Below are 19,027 nucleotides of genomic sequence, written 5' to 3'. Positions count from 1 at the left end.
CGGCGGGGGGCCGCCGCGCGCCGCCCCCCCCCCCCCCCCCCCCCCCCCCCCCCCCCCCCCCCCCCCCCCCCCCCCCCCCCCCCCCCCCCCCCCCCCCCCCCCCCCAATCCATGATCGGCTCTGGCGATCAGCCGCGAGGGGGCTCAGCCCGGTGGCCGGGACCTCAATACCCCGCCGCCTGCCCATCCTTCCGACTCTCCGACGCGCCGTAGTACACGCCCGTGTCCGGATCCCGCATGATCGCCTGATACCCGCCGTACGGACCGTCGGCGAACACGATGCGATGCCCCTTGCGCATCAGCGCGCGCACCGTTTCGTACGGGAAGCCCGTCTCCAGGTTCACCTCCCCCCCATCGGTCATCGCCGTGGCCTGACCGGTCGGCTCCGTGGAACCTTCATGCTGGATACGCGGCGCATCTCCGGCCTCCTGCAGGTTCATGCCGAAGTCCACCAGGTTCATCACGATCTGCGCGTGGCCCTGCGGCTGCATCGCACCGCCCATCACGCCGAAACTGGCATAGGGCTTTCCATCCTTGGTGATGAACGCCGGAATGATGGTCTGGAACGGGCGCTTGCCCGGTGCGTAGCCATTCGGATGGTTCTTCTGCAGCACGAACATCTCGCCGCGGTCCTGCAGGATGAAACCGAGCCCCGGGGGCGCCATGCCGCTGCCCATCCCGCGGTAGTTCGACTGGATCAGCGACACCATCATGCCGTCAGCATCGGCCACGGTCATGTAGATCGTATCGCCCTCCTCCAGCTGCTTCGGCGTGCCCGGCTGCACTTCCTTCAACGCCTTGTCCATGGAAATCAGTGCACGCCGCTGAGCGGCATACTCCTTGGAAATCAGCTTCTGGACCGGTGCGGGCTGGAAGGCCATGTCGGCGTAGAAGCGCGCACGATCGGCGAAGGCCAGCTTCTTGGCCTCCACGAACAGATGCACGTGCTCGGGCGAGCCGAATGGAATCTTCGAGAAGTCGTAGCCTTCAAGTACGTTGAGAATCTGCAGCGCGGCGATGCCCTGGCTGTTCGGCGGCAACTCCCATACGTCGTAACCGCGATAGTTGCTGCTGACCGGCTCGACCCACTCGCCGTGGTGGTCGGCCATGTCCTGGTAGCTCAGGTAGCCACCATTGGCCTTGAAGTAATCGCCGATGGTGTGGGCGATCTCGCCCTTGTAGAAGGCATCCCGGCCGCCGTCGGCCACCTTCTGCAACGTATCGGCCAGGTTCGGGTTCTTCCACATCTCGCCCTTGCGCGGGGCATGCCCGTTGACCGTGAACTGTTCCTTGAAGCCGGGATACTGCGACAGCCGTGGCACGGAACGATCCCAGTAATAGGCGATCACCTCGGCCACCGGGTGGCCTTCGCGCGCGTAGCGGATGGCGGGCGCAAGATTGTCGGCCATGGGCTTGCGGCCAAAGCGGCCATGCAGGGCGAACCAGCCATCGACGGCACCCGGCACGGAGACCGGCAACGGCCCGGTCGCCGGGATCTCCTTCAGGCCGCGGCGCTGGAACTCGGCCAGGGTCAGCGACTTCGGCGAGCGGCCGGACCCGTTGTAGCCGTACAGCTTCTGTGTCTTCGGGTCCCAGACGATGGCGAACAGATCGCCACCGATGCCATTGCCGGTCGGCTCCATCAGGCCCAGCGCAGCATTGGCGGCGATGGCGGCATCGACCGCCGAGCCGCCGGATTTCATCACGTCCAGTGCGATCTGGGTGGCCAGTGGCTGCGAAGTGGCCGCCATGGCGTGAGGCGCGATGACTTCCGAGCGGGTGGCGAAGGTGTGGCCGGTGATGCGGTCGGCAGCGAGGGAAAGCGCGGGCATGGCCGCCAGGACGGCGGCAGCCAGCAGGGAACGGGCAAGGCGTCGGGACACAGTCGGGTTCCGATGGAAGGGTGGTAGCACCGATCATCGCCGCTGCGGCCTTCACGCGGTATCGGGCAGAGGTCATGGGGCGAGGCGGCCGCGGCGACCGCTGCCGGCACCGGGTCATGCCCGGCGGGCAGAACCCCCAAAATCCGCGCAAAAACCTTGGTGAAAGGAGTGAATTCGGGTTCACCGAAACACTTTCAGCGGCAACCATCCTTGCGCCACAAGCGATTCCGCTGGACGCAGCGGAAAGTGCCTGGAATCACGCCGACAAGGGTTGACATCGTCAAAACAGCTGTGTTTCTCTCGATCACATGCTGCAACACAACACACCACCGCGAACCCACATCGAAGCCGCCGACATCGGCGCCGCGTCGCTGCGTTCGATTCTTGTGCTCGTACTTATTACCCAACCAACAGGTGCGGGACGAGCCAGCGTGTAAGCAGATAGAACACACCGGAACTCGATCAAAAACCCGCACCCGCCCAGGTGCGGGTTTTTTCATTTCAAGACCTGGTTTCAGACGCAACCACCATGACCACCGCCTTCTGCAAAACCCGGACCTGCTGCACCACGATGCCTCGTGGCGGCCGTTCCTGTGCGATGCGCGGCCCCTCCTCCACCGCTTTCCCCTGACCGGCCGGTACGTCGCTTCGACGACCGGCCGTTCTTTTTTCTTCCCACCGCAAGGAACCTCCCCCATGAGCACCAACGACCTGCCCCAGACCAAGATCGCCGTCATCGGCTACGGCAGCCAGGGCCGCGCCCACGCACTGAACCTGCGCGAATCCGGCTTCGATGTGGTGGTAGGCCTGCGGCCGGGCGGCCCGACCGAAGCCAAGGCCCAGGCCGATGGCTTCACCGTCGTGGCTCCCGCCGATGCGGTGAAGGATGCCGACCTGGTCGCCGTGCTGACTCCGGACATGGTGCAGAAGAAGCTCTACAACGACGTGCTGGCGCCCAACATGAAGCAGGGCGCGTGCCTGCTGTTCGCCCACGGCCTCAATGTCCACTACGGCATGATCGAGCCGCGCGCCGACCTGGACGTGGTCCTGGTCGCACCGAAGGGCCCGGGCGCGCTGGTGCGTCGCGAGTACGAGATCGGCCGTGGCGTTCCGTGCATCTGGGCGGTCTACCAGGACACCAGCGGCCAGGCCGCGCAGCATGCGCAGGCCTATGCGACCGGTCTCGGTGGCGCCCGCGCCAATCTGATCCAGACCACCTTCAAGGAAGAAACCGAGACCGACCTGTTCGGTGAGCAGGCGGTGCTGTGCGGTGGCGCCTCGGCGCTGGTACAGGCCGGTTTCGAGACCCTGGTGGAAGCCGGCTACCAGCCCGAGATCGCCTATTACGAAGTGCTGCACGAACTGAAGCTGATCGTGGACCTGTTCTACGAAGGCGGCATCTCGCGCATGCTGGAATTCATCTCCGAAACCGCGCAGTACGGCGACTACGTCAGCGGCCCGCGGGTGATCGATGCCGGCACCAAGGAGCGCATGAAGGAAGTACTGAAGGACATCCAGGACGGCACCTTCACCAAGAACTGGGTGGCCGAGTACGAAGCGGGCCTGCCGAACTACAACCGGTTCAAGCAGGCCGACCTGGAGCATCCGATCGAGAAGGTAGGCAAGGAACTGCGCGCCAAGATGGTCTGGTTGCAAGGACAGGCCGCGTAACCACGCGGCCCTCCCCCACCCGCTTGCAAGGTCCCCCATGAACTCTTCCACACACCGCAGCGCGCCACCCAACGGGGCGCGCTGGCTGACCCAGGCACTGGAGGCCGAAGGCGTCCGCACGCTGTTCGGCTATCCCGGCGGCACCATCATGCCGTTCTACGACGCGCTGGTGGATTCGTCGTTGAAGCACATCCTGGTGCGGCACGAGCAGGGCGCGGCGCTGGCCGCCAACGGTTTCGCACGCGCCAGCGGCCAAGTGGGCGTCTGCGTGGCCACCTCCGGCCCCGGCGCATCGAACCTGGTCACCGGTATCGCCGATGCGATGCTGGACTCGGTGCCGATGGTCTGCATCACCGGCCAGGTCGGTACGCCCCTGCTGGGTACCGACGCCTTCCAGGAGCTGGATGTGTTCGGCCTGACCATGCCGATCGTCAAGCACAGCTGGCTGGTACGCAGCGTCGATGACCTGCCCCGCGTGGTCGCCGATGCCTTCCGCATTGCCCGCGAAGGACGTCCCGGCCCGGTGCTGATCGACCTGCCCAAGGACGTGCAGGTGGCCGATGCCAGTCACCTGCCGGTGCATGTGCCGAGCAGCGTCGAACCACCGCCGGCAGCCACCGACGACGCCATTGCCGCCGCCATCGCAGCGCTGGCGGCGGCGGAGAAGCCGGTGGTGTATGCCGGCGGTGGCATCGCACTGGGCGATGCAGTGCAGGACCTGCGCGATTTCATCGAGGCCAGTGGCATTCCCACGGTGATGACCCTGCGTGGACTGGGTGCTCTGCCGGCACACCATCCGCAGTCGCTGGGCATGCTGGGCATGCACGGCACCCGCGCTGCCAACATGGCGGTGCAGGAAAGCGATCTGCTGCTGGTGCTGGGCGCACGCTTCGATGATCGCGCCACCGGCAAGCTGGCGGAGTTCGCTCCGTTCGCGCGCGTGGTCCATATCGATGCCGATGCGTACGAGATCTCCAAGCTGCGCAGCGCCGACGTCGCCGTGCCCGGCAATGTCGGCCACGCCATCCGTGCCCTGCATGCGGCCTTCCCCTCCCCCAGGGCCCATCAGGACGCATGGCGCAGCCGCTGTGCGCAGCATCGCGACCGCTTCGCCGCCCGCTACGACGCGCCAGGGCAGCACATCTACGCACCGGCGCTGCTGAAGCGCCTGAGCGAACTGGCACCCGCCGACACGGTGATTGCCTGCGACGTCGGCCAGCACCAGATGTGGGTGGCCCAGCATTGTCGTTTCAATCATCCGCGCAACCATCTGACCAGCGGCGCGCTGGGCACGATGGGCTTCGGCCTGCCGGCGGCGATGGGCGCGCAGTTTGCCTGCCCGGAGCGTACCGTGGTGCTGGTGTCCGGCGATGGCAGCTTCATGATGAACGTGCAGGAGCTGGCGACCATCGCCCGGTGCCGCCTGCCGGTGAAGATCGTGCTGCTGGACAACAGCTCGCTGGGCATGGTCCGGCAGTGGCAGGAGCTGTTCTTCGCCGAGCGCTACAGCGAGATCGATCTGTCCGACAACCCGGATTTCGTCGCCCTGGCCCAGGTGTTCGGCATCGCCGCCAGCCGCATCGATTCGCGCGATGACGTCGAAGGTGGCCTGGCCGCGCTGCTGGCCGAGCCGGGCCCGGCGCTGCTGCACGTGGCCATCGACGCCCGCGCCAACGTGTGGCCGCTGGTGCCGCCGAACACCGCCAACAGCACCATGCTGGAAAGCAATCCAGCCCATGCCCGCCAGGAGACTCCCAATGCAATACCGGCTTGACCTGGTGCTGCAGCCGGCCGAAGGCGCGCTGCTGCGCGTGATCGGCATGGCCGAGCGCCGTGGCTTCGCGCCGCGTTCGATCAGCGGTGCTCCGGACGCCGCCGATGACGGACGCTGGCACCTGCAGCTGGTCGTGGACGGCCAGCGACCGGCGGAGACGCTGTGCCGGCAGATCGAAAAGATCTACGACTGCGTATCGGTGGAGCTGACGCCGGTAGACAGCAGCATCGAAGGAGTATCGCAATGAACACCCGTACCGTTGTGACCACGGTGCCGGTACGGAGGCGTCTTCTTCGCCGCCCGTACCCGCATGCGATGGTCGCGCGCACCGCACCGGTGGCCCATGCCGGCCGCTGACACCAGCAAGGAAAGTGATGTCGGCGACGTAAGCGTCGCCGATGTCCTGGCCGCGCCGGCGCGCCTGCGCCGCTTCCTGCCGCCCACGCCACTGCATCATGCCGAACGCTTCGGCACCTGGCTGAAGCTGGAGAATCTGCAGCGGACCGGCTCCTACAAGGTGCGCGGAGCGTTGAACGCCCTGCTGGCCGGCCGCGAGCGCGGTGACAGCCGCCCGGTGATCTGCGCCTCGGCAGGCAATCACGCCCAGGGCGTTGCCTGGGCCGCCTACCGGCTGGATGTCCCCGCGATCACCGTAATGCCGCACGGTGCACCGGCAACCAAGATCGCCGGTGTCGCCCACTGGGGTGCCACCGTACGCCAGCACGGCAGCAGTTATGACGAGGCCTGCGCCTTCGCCGTCGAACTGGCGCAGCGTCATGGCTATCGCTTCCTGTCCGCCTTCGACGACGCCGACGTGATCGCCGGCCAGGGGACGGTCGGCATCGAGCTGGCCGCGCACGCGCCGGACGTGGTGATCGTACCGATCGGCGGTGGCGGCCTGGCCGCCGGCGTCGCCCTGGCGCTCAAGTCGCAGGGCGTGCGCGTGATTGGTGCGCAGGTGGAAGGCGTGGACTCGATGGCCCGTGCGATCCACGGCGATGTCCGCGAGATCGCCCCGGTGGCATCGCTGGCCGATGGCGTGCGGGTGAAGATCCCCGGCTTCCTGACCCGTCGCCTGTGCAGTTCGCTGCTGGACGACGTGGTGATCGTGCGCGAGGCCGAACTGCGTGAAACGCTGGTGCGGCTGGCACTGGAAGAACACATCATCGCCGAAGGCGCGGGCGCGCTGGCACTGGCTGCCGGTCGACGCATCGCCGGGCGCCGCAAGTGCGCCGTGGTCTCCGGCGGCAACATCGATGCCGGCGTGCTGGCCGGCCTGCTGACCGACATCCGCCCACGCCCGCCGCGCAAGCCGCGCCGGCGTCGCGCCGAGACGCCCCGCCCGCCGGCACGGACCGGCGTCACGCCCACCACCGCTGCCCCCCCTTCCCCCCTGCACGCCGTTGCACCTGTTGTCGAGGAGATCTCCCTGTGACCACCATCGAACGAATTACCACCCCGCGCATCCGCATCTTCGACACCACCCTGCGTGACGGCGAGCAGTCCCCCGGCTGCAGCATGAGCCCACCGCAGAAGCTGGTGATGGCGCGTGCGCTGGACGAACTGGGCGTGGACATCATCGAGACCGGCTTCCCGGCCAGCTCGCAGTCCGACCGCGAAGCGATGGCCCTGATCGGCCGCGAACTGCGCCGTCCGGGCCTGAGCCTGGCCGTGCTGTCGCGCTGCCTGCAGGCCGATATCGAGACCTCGGCACGTGCCCTGGAAGCTGCGGCCAACCCGCGCCTGCACGTGTTCCTGTCGACCAGCCCGCTGCACCGCGAGCACAAGCTGCGGATGACCCGCGAGCAGGTGCTGGAGTCGGTACGCAAGCATGTATCGCTGGCCCGTTCCTACATCGACGATGTCGAATTCTCGGCCGAAGATGCCACCCGCACCGAGCTGGACTACCTGATCGAGGTCTCGCGCGTGGCCATCGCCGCCGGCGCCACCACCATCAACCTGCCCGACACCGTCGGCTTCACCACGCCGGAGGAAATCCGCGCGATGTTCCAGCAGGTCATTGCCGGCGTGGCCGACGTGCCCAATGCCGCCAACGTGATCTTCAGCGCGCACTGCCACAACGACCTGGGACTGGCTGTGGCCAACTCCCTGGCCGCCATCGAGGGCGGCGCCCGCCAGGTCGAGTGCACCGTCAACGGCATCGGTGAACGCGCCGGCAACTGCTCACTGGAAGAAATCGCGATGGCGCTGAAGGTGCGCCAGGCCTTCTACGAGCAGGACACCGCGATCAACACCCCGCGCATCGTCGGCACCTCGCAGCTGCTGCAGCGCCTGGTCGGCATGCCGGTGCAGCGCAACAAGGCCATCGTCGGCGCCAATGCCTTCGCCCATGAATCGGGCATCCACCAGCATGGCATGCTGCGCCATCGCGGCACCTACGAAATCATGCGCCCGGAAGACGTGGGCTGGGAGGATTCGCAGATGGTGCTGGGCCGCCACAGTGGCCGTGCCGCCGTCGAAGCGCGCCTGCGTGCACTGGGCTTCTGGCTGGACGAAGAAGAGCTGAAGCTGGTGTTCGAACAGTTCAAGGGCCTGTGCGAGCAGCAGCGGGTGGTCACCGATGCCGACCTGCAGACCTTGATGCAGGGCGGCGCCAATGCACAGGGCTATCGCCTGGCCTCGATGACCATCAGCGATGTCGGCAGTCGCGCCAATGCACTGGTCGAGCTGTCCGACCCGGACGGCAACCGCGTGGCCGAGACCGCGCAGGGCGATGGCCCGGTGGATGCGCTGTTCGGCGCGTTGTCGGCCGCCACCGGCGTGCAGCTGATGCTCGACAGCTATCACGTGCACAGCGTCGGCATCGGTGCCGATGCACGCGGCGAGGCCAACCTGAGCGTGCGCCACGACGGCATCGAATACGACGGCACCGGCACCAGCAAGGACATCATCGAAGCCTCCGCGCTGGCCTGGCTGGACGTTGCCAACCGGCTGCTGCGCCAACGCCAGGCTGCTGCCAGCAGCGTCAGCGAAACCGCCACCCCTGCCACCGCCTGAGAAACCTGACATGAGCGCCTTCGACACGACCACGTCCGCTACGGCGGGCCAGCAGTGGAACGCCCAGGACTATGCGATCGATGCCGGCTTCGTGCCGCTGCTCGGCGGCGCGGTGTCGCGCCTGCTCGACCCGCGCGCCGGTGAGCACATCCTCGATCTGGGCTGTGGCGATGGGGTGCTCAGCAGTGAACTGGCGTTGAGCGGTGCACGCATCCACGGCGTGGACGCGTCGCCGGAACTGGTGATCGCCGCGCGCGCGCGCGGCGTCGATGCGCAGGTGATGGACGGCCATGCCCTGTCCTTCGACAACGCGTTCGACGCGGTGTTCAGCAACGCCGCGCTGCATTGGATGCGCCACCCCGACGCCGTGCTGGAAGGCGTGCGCCGTGCACTGCGTCCCGGCGGCCGCTTCGTGGCCGAGTTCGGTGGCCATGGCAACGTGGCGACCATCATCGCCGCGGTGCAGGCCGCACGTGCTGCGCATGGCCATGGCGCCAGCGGTTTCCAGTGGTATTTCCCGACCGCCGACGCCTATGCCGACCGCCTGCGCCAGCACGGCTTCCAGGTGCAGCTGATCGAATGCCTGCCGCGCCCCACCGCACTGCCGACCGGCGTGGCAGGATGGCTGCGGGTGTTCGCCGCACCGCTGCTGGACGACCTGCCGGTCGAGGCCCGTGCCACCGTTCGCGAGGCCGCCGCGGCCCTGCTGGCCGACCTGCCCCGCAACGCGGCGGGCCAGCCGCTGGCTGACTACGTGCGCCTGCGCGTACTCGCGCGCCGCCGTTGACTTGACCCTTTCCCGTTATTTCCCGATGTTCGTTCAATCGTACTTCTGCCAGGCAACCGCATGACCTCCGCACCCCGCACCCTGTACGACAAACTGTGGGACGCCCACGTGGTCGTTCCCGAATCCGACAGCGCCCCTGCGGTGCTGTACATCGACCTGCACCTGATCCACGAGGTGACCTCGCCGCAGGCGTTCACCGAGCTGCGCGAACGCGGTCTCCGCCCACGCCGGCCGGACCGCACCAAGGCGACGATGGATCATTCCACGCCGACCCTGCCGGCCACCGCCGACGGCCGGCTGCCGTACGCCAGCGCCGCCTCCGAGGCGCAGGTCGCCACGCTTGCGCGCAATTGCAGCGAGCACGGCATCGAACTGTTCGACATGAGCTCGGACAACCGGGGCATCGTCCATGTCATCGCGCCCGAGCAGGGTTTCACCCAGCCCGGCATGACCATCGTCTGCGGCGACAGCCATACCTCCACCCATGGTGCGTTCGGCTCGCTGGCCTTCGGCATCGGCACCAGCGAAGTGGGTCATGTGCTGGCAACACAGTGCCTGCTGCAGCGGAAGGCGAAGACGCTGGCAATCACGGTCGACGGCCCCCTGGCGCCGGGCGTCGGCGCGAAGGACGTGGTCCTGCACATCATCGGTGTGATCGGCGTCAACGGCGGCACCGGCCATGTGATCGAGTTCCGTGGCAGCACCATCGAAGCGATGGACATGGAGCAGCGCATGACCCTGTGCAACATGTCCATCGAGGCCGGCGCGCGCGCGGGCATGGTGGCACCGGACCAGGTCACCTTCGATTTCGTCGCCAACACGCCACGCGGCCCCAAGGGCGCCGATTTCGAGGCGGCCGTGGCCCGTTGGCAGGAACTGCGCAGCGATGAAGGCGCGCGCTTCGACAGCGAAGTCCACATCGATGCAGCCGACATCCGTCCGACCCTGACCTGGGGCACGCATCCCGGCACCGCCATCGCGGTCGATGTGCCGATTCCTGCGGCCAACGACGCCGCCGCGCAGAAGGGCCTGGACTACATGCACTTCCAGGCCGGCCAGGCACTGGCCGGCACGCCGGTCGATGTCGTGTTCGTCGGTTCGTGCACCAACGGCCGCCTCAGCGACATGCGCGAAGTGGCACAGGTGCTGCGCGGCCGCCGCGTCGCCGAGCGCGTGCGCATGCTGGTGGTACCGGGCTCGGAGATCGTCAAGCGCCAGGCCGAAGCGGAGGGCATCGATGAGATCGTGCGTGCAGCCGGTGCCGAATGGCGCGAGCCGGGCTGCTCGATGTGCATCGCCATGAATGGTGATCTGGTCGCCCCCGGCCAACTGGCAGTGAGTACCAGCAACCGCAATTTCGAGGGCCGCCAGGGGCCGGGCTCGCGCACACTGCTGGCCTCGCCGATGAGCGCCGCCTGGGCGGCGGTGAAGGGCCACGTGGCCGATACCCGCGAACTGTTCGCGCAGGAGGTGGCGTAATGGCCGGTTTCCGCACCTTGACCTCGTCCAGCGTCGTGCTGCGCCAGACCAACATCGACACCGACCAGATCATTCCGGCCCGGTTCCTGTCCACCACCGAGCGTGCCGGACTGGGCCGCAACGCGTTCAATGACTGGCGCTGGCAGTCCGACGGTTCGCCGGTGGCCGATTTCGCCTTCAACCAGCCGCACAACGCCGGCCGCAGCATCCTGCTGGCGGGCCGCAACTTCGGCTGTGGTTCCTCGCGCGAGCACGCGCCGTGGGCGCTGACCGACCTGGGCCTGCGCGCCATCGTCAGCAGCGAGATCGCCGACATCTTCCGTGGCAACTCACTGAAGAACGGCCTGCTGCCGATCGTCCTGGACGAAGCCGACGTTCAGGCACTGATGCAGCGCCCCGACGACGAACTGACCATCGACGTGGCGGCACGCGAGCTGCGTACGCCGGATGGCCGGGTCTACTCCTTCCCGCTGGATGGCTTCTCGCAGACCTGTCTGCTGGAAGGCGTCGATCAACTGGGTTATCTGCTGGGCCGCGTCCCTGACATCGAACGTTACGAGAGTGAGCATGCACGCTGAGATCGTTGTACTCCCCGGTGATGGCATCGGCCCGGAAGTGGCCGCCGCTGCGGTTGCGGTCCTGAAAGCCATCGGCGAACGCTTCAACCACACCTTCACGTTCAGCGAGCACGATATCGGTGGCATCGCCATCGATCGCCATGGCGAGCCCCTGCCCGCCGCCACCCTCGCCGCATGCCAGGCCGCGAATGCCGTGCTGCTGGGTGCAGTGGGTGGACCGAAGTGGTCCGACCCGAACGCCAAGGTGCGCCCCGAGCAGGGCCTGCTGGCGATCCGCAAGGCGCTGGGCCTGTACGCCAACCTGCGGCCGGTGCGTACCCATGATGCCGCCCTGGGGGCATCGCCGATCAAGGCCGAACTGCTCAAGGGCGTGGACTTCGTGGTGGTACGCGAACTGACCGGCGGCATCTACTTCGGCGACAAGACCCGCGATGCCGACAGCGCCAGCGACCTCTGCCGCTACACCGTGGCCGAAATCGAGCGCGTGCTGCGCAGCGCGTTCCGCCTGGCACAGCAGCGCCGAGGCAAGGTGACCTCGGTGGACAAGGCCAACGTGCTGGAGACGTCCCGCCTGTGGCGTGACGTCGCCGCCCGTATCGGCCGCGAGGAGTTCCCGGACGTCGCGCTGGAACACCAGCTGGTCGATTCGATGGCGATGCACCTGCTGGCCAAGCCACGCGAATACGACGTGATCGTGACCGAAAACATGTTCGGCGACATCCTCACCGACGAGGCCTCGATGCTGGCCGGTTCGCTGGGCCTGCTGCCGTCGGCATCACTGGGAGAACCGGGTGCGGTCGGCATCTACGAGCCGATCCACGGTTCGGCACCGGACATCGCCGGCAAGGGCATCGCCAACCCCTACGCGACGATCCTCAGCGCGGCCATGCTGCTGCGCCACTCGCTGGGCCTGGATGCCGAAGCGGCGGCTGTGGAGGCGGCCGTGCACGCGGTGCTGGATGATGGCGTGTTCACTGCTGATCTGGCTGCAAAGGGCCAGGCCGTGAGCACGGCGGCGGCGACCGACGCCGTGCTGGCGAAGCTGGGCTGACCCGCCGGGTGCCGGGCGCACAGCCCGGCACCTTGCAGCGCTCACCCACCGCAGCGCGGACGATCCGGGCATCGCATGATGCGCCGTGCTGGTTGCCCCTACCTGCGCCCGCCCCCTGCGCCATCGAAGACGGGATCTCCCAGCTCGGGCAGCGCCTCCCGGAAGTAGCATCCCTGCTCGGTCAGGCCATTACCGATATCGGCCAGCATCAGTCGCTTCTGCTCCAGCCAGCCATCTGCGGCCTGGCGCTGTGGTTGATGGATCGAGTACTCCGCCTTGCCGTTGCGCGCCCCGGTCTGCGCAGCACCGAGCCGGTTTGCGATCCGTGCAGCGCTGTCCTGGGCCAGTATCACGTGGAAGTTGCGATCCCGCCGATAGAGCCGCTGCACGCTCAAACCGCCGATGTCGACGGGGTGCGGCAGATCCCACCATTCCGTACCCAGGCCGTCCTCGTCATGTCGCCACGCCAGTGGTTCCCAGCGACGATAGATCAGGACCGTCGCAAGCCAGTTGCGCTCTTCAATGGTCCCCTCGCAGCTCATCAGCCGCGGCAGCAGCGCCAACGCAGCCCGTTCACGCTCCGCCGGTGCGCTCCCACGGAAGGCCTGCTCACTGACCCAATCCGGGCGCTGACGATGCATGTATTCGCAGCCGATGCTCAACAGGCCACTTCCACGCCGGTCCAGCACCAACCTCTGATCTGCGGTGAGGCCATTGCCGTTGCTCGGAGTGCGCTGCTGGAGCCTGCGGTGCCATTCATCACTGTTGAATGCATACGCGATGGGCACCGCCTGCAACTGCTGTTCCGCAACGATTCTCTCACCTGCATCGCGTGGCAGAACGAGCCTCTTTATCAACGTATCAAGCAGCAACGTCCTGGACCTGACTCCATGCACTTTGATCGGTTTCGGCAGTTCGATGAGTGTGCGTCCGTACTCATCACGAAGCACCCGCCACTTGCCGTACTTCCGCGGCAGTGGCGCGCGGTCCTGCCGCAGCACCTCGCCGATCAGAAGATGATTGCGTATCGTTGTGCGGTGGTCGGCACGGCATTCGACAACGGCCGCCAGATCGGCCAGGGCCATCTTCCTTGAGTCCGTGCGCTCCAGTATCCATCCGTCCGAGGGCGGCCGGGCCACCGCTGGCGCCCCAGCAACCAGCAGCATCCAGGTCAACACGACGGGACCAGCCAGGCGAATCCGTGAGGTCATCAGCAGCGGTATCGGCATGGATCACCTGACCGCTGTTGACGGGGACGTCGCGTCGACGGCCGTTCCGGCGTCGACGCGCGTACCGCGCCTGGAGTTGAAGGAAGGGGACATTGACGAGCGCAGCACCTGCAGAACCGATTCATATTCATACCTGCGCAAGATGCCTTGGCGCCGTGCCCCGATCCATGCAATAAGTTTCAAACACTCCCATCCCAACGCCAGCCCGAGGCAGGACCTACGGATTCATTCACGGCACCGCCGGCAGGAGCGGTCACGATGCGGTACTGGCGAAGCTGGGCTGACCCGCCGGGCGGCACCTGTAGCGTCGAGCCATGCCCGATGGCTGTTGCATGAGCCGGGCATGGCCCGGCGCCACAGGTGCAGTGCGGTGGAGCCGCGCCCAGCGTGGCCCGGTTACTTGGTGGTGTAGCCACCGTTGACCAGCACCGTCTGCCCGGTCATCCACCAGCCGTCGGTAACCAGGAAACGGATCCACGGCACGATGTCGGCAATGTCGGTCAGACCGGTGCGGGTGAACGCGGACAGCGCCGCCGCGGTCTTGTGATACGCCTGCGCATCGGCACTCTCGGCAGGATAGAAGAACGGCGTGTCCATCGGCCCGGGACCGATCGCGGTCACCGAGATGCCCCGCTCGCCGAACTCCTTCGATGCCGCGCGGGTGAAGTGCTCCACCGGCGCCTTGGTACCTGCATAGCTGGAGTAGAACGGCGTGTAGGCGCCCAGCAGCGACGTCACCAGGGTGCAGATGCGGCCACCATCATTGACGTGACGGCCGGCCTCCTTGAGGAAGAAGAACGCCGCCTTGGCATTCACCGCGCTCATCTCGTCGTACTCGGCTTCGCTGATCTCCAGCAGCGGCTTCTTCAGGACCTTGCCGACGGTATTGATGGCGACATCGGGACGGCCGACGGCTGCGACAGCGTCGGCGAACAGGCGCTCCATGGCGGCAGCGGAGGTCAGGTCACCCTGCAGGGCCACGGCCTTGCTGCCCGCAGCCTGGACCGCCGCGACGGTCGCTTCGGCGTCGGCCTGGCTGGCATCGCTGTTGTAATGGATGACGATGGCCCCGGCGCCGTGGGCGGCGAAATCGCGGGCGAGCAGGCCACCGAGGTTCTTGGCACCGCCTGCGATCAGCACGGTCTTGCCCTTGAGGGAGTGGTCGGTCATGGCTTCGGTCTCGGAGTGGGGCTGTCCGGGATGGCAACCCTGCCCCGATGACGATATCGTGCGGAAAATGCGGATAAAGCCCGCAACATTGACTTAACTTTCCAGATCGAGCGAACAATGGATCGGATCGACCGCTTCCGCATCTTCAGCCGGGTGGTGGAGTGCGCCAGCTTCACCCGCGCCGCCGACCAGCTCGGACTGCCCCGTTCCACGGTATCGGCGGCGGTCGCCGAACTGGAGCAGCGGCTGGGTACGCGCCTGTTGCAACGCTCGACGCGACGCGTCTCCACCACCCACGATGGCGATGTGTTCCACGCCCGCTGCCTGCGCCTGATCGCCGAGGTCGAAGATGCCGAATCGCTGTTCCGCCAGGAGGACGCGCAGCCGGTCGGCCTGCTGAGGATCGACGTACCCAGCCGCATCGGCAGGCGCATCGTGGCGCCGGCGCTGCCTGACTTCTTCGCCCGTTACCCGCAGGTGGAGGTGGATCTGGGCATGACCGACCGCGCAGTGAACCTGATCGAGGAAGGCTGCGATGCGGTGTTGAGGGTCGGCCAGCTGGGCGATTCCAGCCTGGTTTCGCGCACGCTGGGCACGCTGGACTTCGTCAACGTGGCTGCGCCGTCCTACCTGCGCGCGTACGGCGTCCCGCAGCAACCGGCGGACCTGCAGCAGCACCGGGCGGTGAACTACGCCTCGCCGACGACCGCGCGGGTGGAACCGTGGGAATGGCAGGACGGAACCCAGCTGCGCACGCTGCCCATGCAGGGTTGGGTGCGGGTGAACAGCGCCGAAGCCTCGATCGCCTGCTGCGTGGCCGGACTGGGACTGCTGCAGATTCCGCGCTATGACGTGCAGGACGAGCTGCAGTCCGGCACGTTGGTGGAAGTGATGCCACGGCACGTCGCACAACCGTTGCCGGTGACCCTGCTGCAACCGCATCGGCAGCATCGGGCACAGCGCGTGCACGTATTCCTGGAGTGGCTGGTGCCACTGCTGCGGAGCGGCCTGCAACTGCAGTAGATCCACGCCATGCATGGATGCTTCTGTAGAGTCGAGCCATGCTCGACTCATCCCATCATCGCGCGAAGATCAGCCGAGCATGGCTCGGCTCTACAGAAAGCAGATCCCGCGAGCAGATCCGTCCATGCCATGCGTGGCTGCAACGCGCCGTGCCAACCAGGGTTGGCACCTGCCAGAGGCGGCGGCCCTGGAACCCGGGGCATTACGCCCCGGATTCATCCGGCTTCACCCGGAACCACGCCGCATACAGCGCCGGCAGGAACACCAGGGTCAGCACGGTACCCACGATCAACCCGCCCATGATCGAAATCGCCATCGAGCCATAGAACGCGCTGCGCGACAGCGGAATCATCGCCAGCACCGCCGCCAGGGCGGTCAGCACGATCGGGCGGAAACGCCGTACCGTCGCGTCGATGATCGCATGCCAGCGATCATGCCCGGCATCGATGTCCTGCTGGATCTGGTCGATCAGGATCATCGAGTTGCGCATGATCATGCCGGCCAGCGCGATCGTGCCCAGCAGCGCCACGAACCCGAACGGTGCACGGAACAGCAGCAGGAACAAGGTCGCGCCGATGATGCCCAGCGGTGCCGTCACCAGCACCATCGCGGCACGCGAGAAGCTGCGCAGCTGCAGCATCAGCAGCGTTGCGACCACGATCAGGAACAACGGCATGCCTGCCTTGATCGAGTCCTGGCCACGTGCCGAATCCTCCACCGTTCCGCCGGTTTCCAGCAGGTAACCGCTCGGCAGTGCAGCGCGGATGCCATCCAGCGTCGGCAGGATCTGCTGCACCACGTCCAGCGCCTGGCTGCCGTCACTGATATCGGCACGCACGGTCACGGTCGGCAGGCGGTTGCGATGCCAGATGATGCCGTCCTCGAACACGTACTCCAGGCGCGCCACCTGCGAGAGCGTCACCGACGTGCCATTGGCTGTGGGAATGGCCAGGCTGCCCAGCATGCCCAGCTGCACGCGCTCGTTCTCCGGACCCCGCAGCAGCATCTCGATCAGGCGGTTGCCCTCGCGATAGGTGCTCACGCTCATGCCCGACAGCGAAGTGCCCAGCAGCTGGCTCACCTGCGCACTGCTCACGCCCAGCGCGCGCGCACGGTCCTGGTCCAGCACCAGCCGCACGACCTTGCTCGGCTCGCTCCAGTCCAGGTTCACGTTCATCACATGCGGATTCTCCCGCACCTTGTCCTGTACCTGGCGTGCGATCGCCTGCACCTGCTCGATGTGCTCGCCGGAGATCCGCAGCTGCACCGGGTAGCCCACCGGCGGACCGTTCTCCAGCCGCGTCACGCGCATCTGCACATCCGGGAACTGCGGGATCACGTCCTTCAGCAGCCAGTCGCGCGTGGCCTCGCGCGCCTTGGCGTCTTCGGTGAGCACCACGAACTGCGAGAAGTTGGTCGCCGGCAGCTGCTGGTCCAGCGGCAGGTAGAAGCGCGGCGAACCGGTACCCACATAGGCCACATAGTTGGCGATGCCCTCACGGCCCTTCAGCAGCTTTTCCAGCTTGCTGGCCTGCGCCTGCGTGGCCTGCAGCGACGCGCCTTCAGCCAGTTCGATATCCACCATCAGTTCCGGGCGGGTCGAATCCGGGAAGAACTGCTGCGGCACGAAGCGGAACATCAGCAACGAGAACACGAACAGGGCCACCGTTGCTGCGATCACCCACCAGCGGTGGCGCAGGCACATGTCCAGGAAGCGGCGGAAACGCGTGTAGAACGGCCGCTGGTACGGATCGTGGTCGTGTGCATGCTCCTTCGGTGCGACCCAGCGCAGCAGCGCCGGATGGCGATCGGCCCAGGCCAGGCGCTTCGCACGCCAGCGACCGGCCAGGCTGTCCGGCTTGGGCAGCTGCGGATTGAACAGATCCGGCAGCATCTTGTCACCCAGGTATGGAATGAACAGCACCGCCGCAATCCATGACACCACCAGTGCGATGGTCACCACCTGGAACAGCGAGCGGGTGTACTCACCGGTGCTTGACGCCGCCGTGGCGATCGGCAGGAAACCTGCCGCCGTGATCAGCGTACCGGTGAGCATCGGGAACGCCGTGGATTCCCAGGCGAAGCTGGCCGCGCGCAGGCGGTCGTAGCCCTGTTCCATCTTGGTGGCCATCATCTCCACCGCGATGATCGCATCGTCCACCAGCAGGCCCAGCGCCAGCACCAGCGCGCCCAGCGAGATCTTGTGCAGGCCGATATCGAAGTAGTGCATGACGAAGACGGTCATCGCCAGCACCAGCGGAATGGTCACGCCCACCACCAGGCCCGTGCGCAGGCCCAGCGAGAAGAAGCTCACCAGCAGCACGATCACCACCGCTTCGGTCAGCACCTGCACGAACTCACCCACCGACTCTTCCACCGCATGCGGCTGGTCGGAGACCTTGCGCAGGTGCATGCCCGCCGGCAGCGTCTTCTGCAGGCGCTCGAACTCGGCATCCAGCGTGGAGCCCAGCTTCAGGATGTCGCCACCGTCTTTCATCGCGACCGCAATGCCGATCGCATCCTCACCCATGAAGCGCATCTTCGGCGACGCCGGATCGGCGAAGCCGCGCTTGATCTCGGCGATATCGCCCAGGTGCACGGTGCGGTCGCCGGCCTGGATCGGGAAGCGACGGATGTCATCGATGCTCTGGAACTGGCCGGTCACGCGCAGCTGCACACGATCGGTCGGAGTCTCGAAGAAGCTGGTGGCGCTGATCGCGTTCTGGTCGGCCAGCGCCTGCTGCACCTGCTGCAACGACACGCCCAGCGTGGCCAGCTTGGTGTTGGACAGCTCGATCCAGACCTTCTCGTCCTGCAGGCCCTGCAGCTCGATCTTGCCCACGTCCGGCACCCGCTGCAGTTCCAGCTGGATGCGATCGGCGTAGTCACGCATCACGGCGTAGTCGAAGCCCTGCCCGGTCAGCGCGTAGATGTTGCCGAAGGTGTCGCCGAACTCATCGTTGAAGAACGGACCGACGATTTCGCGCGGCAGGTTCGGCTTGATGTCGCCCACGCGTTTGCGCACCTGGTACCACAGGTCCGGAATGGCCTTGGAGCGCAGGCTGTCCTTGGCCGCGAAGATCACCTGCGACTCGCCCGGGCGCGAGTAGGAGCGGATGAACTCGTACTGCCCGGTGTTGAGCAGCGCCTTCTCGATCGGCTCGGTCACCTGGCGCGAGACCTGCTCGGCGGTCGCGCCCGGCCACATCGTGCGTACCACCATCACCTTGAAGGTGAACGGCGGATCCTCGGACTGGCCCAGATGCTTGTACGACCAGGCGCCGATGAGGGCGAAGGCGAGCATGGCGAACAGCACCAGCGCGCGGTTGCCCAGCGCCCATTCGGATAGATTGAAACGGCGCACA

At 66.8% G+C, this 19,027-nt stretch carries 14 protein-coding genes; 10 read left to right on the top strand and 4 right to left on the bottom strand.

Translation table 11 applies throughout. The features are described from left to right. Positions 1-163: 163 nt before the first annotated feature. Entirely contained in the window at positions 164-1,882 is a 1,719-nt protein-coding gene (ggt, locus tag ACVOMM_RS11555; protein WP_053520297.1) for a gamma-glutamyltransferase, read from the bottom strand. A gap of 696 nt (positions 1,883-2,578) precedes the next feature. Here ggt and ilvC point away from each other — a divergent pair. From ilvC to leuB, 9 genes are all read left to right on the top strand, one after another. After that, positions 2,579-3,553: a ketol-acid reductoisomerase gene (ilvC, locus tag ACVOMM_RS11550; protein WP_053520296.1), complete on the top strand. Its 975-nt coding sequence runs from the start codon at positions 2,579-2,581 to the stop codon at positions 3,551-3,553. Between the two features lie 37 nt (positions 3,554-3,590). Further along, complete coding sequence (gene ilvG, locus ACVOMM_RS11545; protein WP_481526269.1) at positions 3,591-5,327, top strand: acetolactate synthase 2 catalytic subunit; 1,737 nt, start codon at positions 3,591-3,593, stop codon at positions 5,325-5,327. Next, positions 5,311-5,574, top strand: a complete 264-nt coding sequence (locus ACVOMM_RS11540; protein WP_053520294.1) for an ACT domain-containing protein — start codon at positions 5,311-5,313, stop codon at positions 5,572-5,574. The genes ilvG and ACVOMM_RS11540 overlap by 17 nt, the downstream gene beginning before the upstream one ends. 96 nt (positions 5,575-5,670) lie before the next feature. Further along, complete coding sequence (locus tag ACVOMM_RS11535; RefSeq protein WP_481526268.1) at positions 5,671-6,762, top strand: threonine dehydratase; 1,092 nt, start codon at positions 5,671-5,673, stop codon at positions 6,760-6,762. Beyond that, positions 6,759-8,345 (top strand): 2-isopropylmalate synthase, encoded by a 1,587-nt coding sequence (locus ACVOMM_RS11530; RefSeq protein ID WP_065181712.1) that lies wholly within the window; start codon positions 6,759-6,761, stop codon positions 8,343-8,345. The genes ACVOMM_RS11535 and ACVOMM_RS11530 overlap by 4 nt, the downstream gene beginning before the upstream one ends. Before the next feature lie 10 nt (positions 8,346-8,355). Beyond that, positions 8,356-9,132, top strand: a complete 777-nt coding sequence (locus tag ACVOMM_RS11525; protein ID WP_481526267.1) for a class I SAM-dependent methyltransferase — start codon at positions 8,356-8,358, stop codon at positions 9,130-9,132. 60 nt (positions 9,133-9,192) lie between these two features. Then, positions 9,193-10,611 (top strand): 3-isopropylmalate dehydratase large subunit, encoded by a 1,419-nt coding sequence (gene leuC / locus ACVOMM_RS11520; RefSeq protein ID WP_065181714.1) that lies wholly within the window; start codon positions 9,193-9,195, stop codon positions 10,609-10,611. Then, the gene (leuD, locus tag ACVOMM_RS11515) at positions 10,611-11,189 is read left to right on the top strand and encodes a 3-isopropylmalate dehydratase small subunit (RefSeq protein WP_053520097.1); all 579 of its coding nucleotides are present in this window, start codon (positions 10,611-10,613) and stop codon (positions 11,187-11,189) included. Before leuC ends, leuD begins: the two co-directional genes overlap by 1 nt. Next, positions 11,179-12,240, top strand: a complete 1,062-nt coding sequence (leuB, locus tag ACVOMM_RS11510) for a 3-isopropylmalate dehydrogenase (protein ID WP_065175105.1) — start codon at positions 11,179-11,181, stop codon at positions 12,238-12,240. Before leuD ends, leuB begins: the two co-directional genes overlap by 11 nt. A gap of 98 nt (positions 12,241-12,338) precedes the next feature. Here the strand turns inward: leuB and ACVOMM_RS11505 are convergent, their stop codons facing one another. Both ACVOMM_RS11505 and ACVOMM_RS11500 read right to left on the bottom strand, forming a co-directional pair. Further along, positions 12,339-13,325 (bottom strand): hypothetical protein, encoded by a 987-nt coding sequence (locus ACVOMM_RS11505; protein WP_481526266.1) that lies wholly within the window; start codon positions 13,323-13,325, stop codon positions 12,339-12,341. A 540-nt stretch (positions 13,326-13,865) separates the two neighbouring features. Continuing rightward, positions 13,866-14,639 (bottom strand): SDR family oxidoreductase, encoded by a 774-nt coding sequence (locus ACVOMM_RS11500; RefSeq protein WP_053520099.1) that lies wholly within the window; start codon positions 14,637-14,639, stop codon positions 13,866-13,868. A gap of 117 nt (positions 14,640-14,756) precedes the next feature. Between ACVOMM_RS11500 and ACVOMM_RS11495 the strand changes: the two genes are divergently transcribed. Then, positions 14,757-15,662, top strand: a complete 906-nt coding sequence (locus ACVOMM_RS11495) for a LysR family transcriptional regulator (protein ID WP_065175106.1) — start codon at positions 14,757-14,759, stop codon at positions 15,660-15,662. 202 nt (positions 15,663-15,864) lie between these two features. Here ACVOMM_RS11495 and ACVOMM_RS11490 read toward each other — a convergent pair whose 3' ends face one another. Further along, entirely contained in the window at positions 15,865-19,026 is a 3,162-nt protein-coding gene (locus tag ACVOMM_RS11490) for an efflux RND transporter permease subunit (protein WP_481526265.1), read from the bottom strand. Position 19,027: the final 1 nt, after the last annotated feature.

The organism is Stenotrophomonas sp. STEN009 (assembly GCF_056760395.1).
The sequence above is the reverse complement of the archived record's forward strand: the minus strand, read 5'-3'. Positions and strand labels throughout refer to the sequence as shown.

What these genes read in the sequence shown, in the direction of transcription:
- ilvC (WP_053520296.1), top strand. Translation starts at nt 2,579, where the DNA reads ATGAGCACCAACGACCTGCCCCAGACCAAGATCGCCGTCATCGGCTAC.
- ilvG (WP_481526269.1), top strand. Translation starts at nt 3,591, where the DNA reads ATGAACTCTTCCACACACCGCAGCGCGCCACCCAACGGGGCGCGCTGG.
- ACVOMM_RS11540 (WP_053520294.1), top strand. Translation starts at nt 5,311, where the DNA reads ATGCAATACCGGCTTGACCTGGTGCTGCAGCCGGCCGAAGGCGCGCTG.
- ACVOMM_RS11535 (WP_481526268.1), top strand. Translation starts at nt 5,671, where the DNA reads ATGCCGGCCGCTGACACCAGCAAGGAAAGTGATGTCGGCGACGTAAGC.
- ACVOMM_RS11525 (WP_481526267.1), top strand. Translation starts at nt 8,356, where the DNA reads ATGAGCGCCTTCGACACGACCACGTCCGCTACGGCGGGCCAGCAGTGG.
- leuC (WP_065181714.1), top strand. Translation starts at nt 9,193, where the DNA reads ATGACCTCCGCACCCCGCACCCTGTACGACAAACTGTGGGACGCCCAC.
- leuD (WP_053520097.1), top strand. Translation starts at nt 10,611, where the DNA reads ATGGCCGGTTTCCGCACCTTGACCTCGTCCAGCGTCGTGCTGCGCCAG.
- leuB (WP_065175105.1), top strand. Translation starts at nt 11,179, where the DNA reads ATGCACGCTGAGATCGTTGTACTCCCCGGTGATGGCATCGGCCCGGAA.
- ACVOMM_RS11505 (WP_481526266.1), bottom strand. Translation starts at nt 13,325, where the DNA reads ATGGCCCTGGCCGATCTGGCGGCCGTTGTCGAATGCCGTGCCGACCAC.
- ACVOMM_RS11500 (WP_053520099.1), bottom strand. Translation starts at nt 14,639, where the DNA reads ATGACCGACCACTCCCTCAAGGGCAAGACCGTGCTGATCGCAGGCGGT.
- ACVOMM_RS11495 (WP_065175106.1), top strand. Translation starts at nt 14,757, where the DNA reads ATGGATCGGATCGACCGCTTCCGCATCTTCAGCCGGGTGGTGGAGTGC.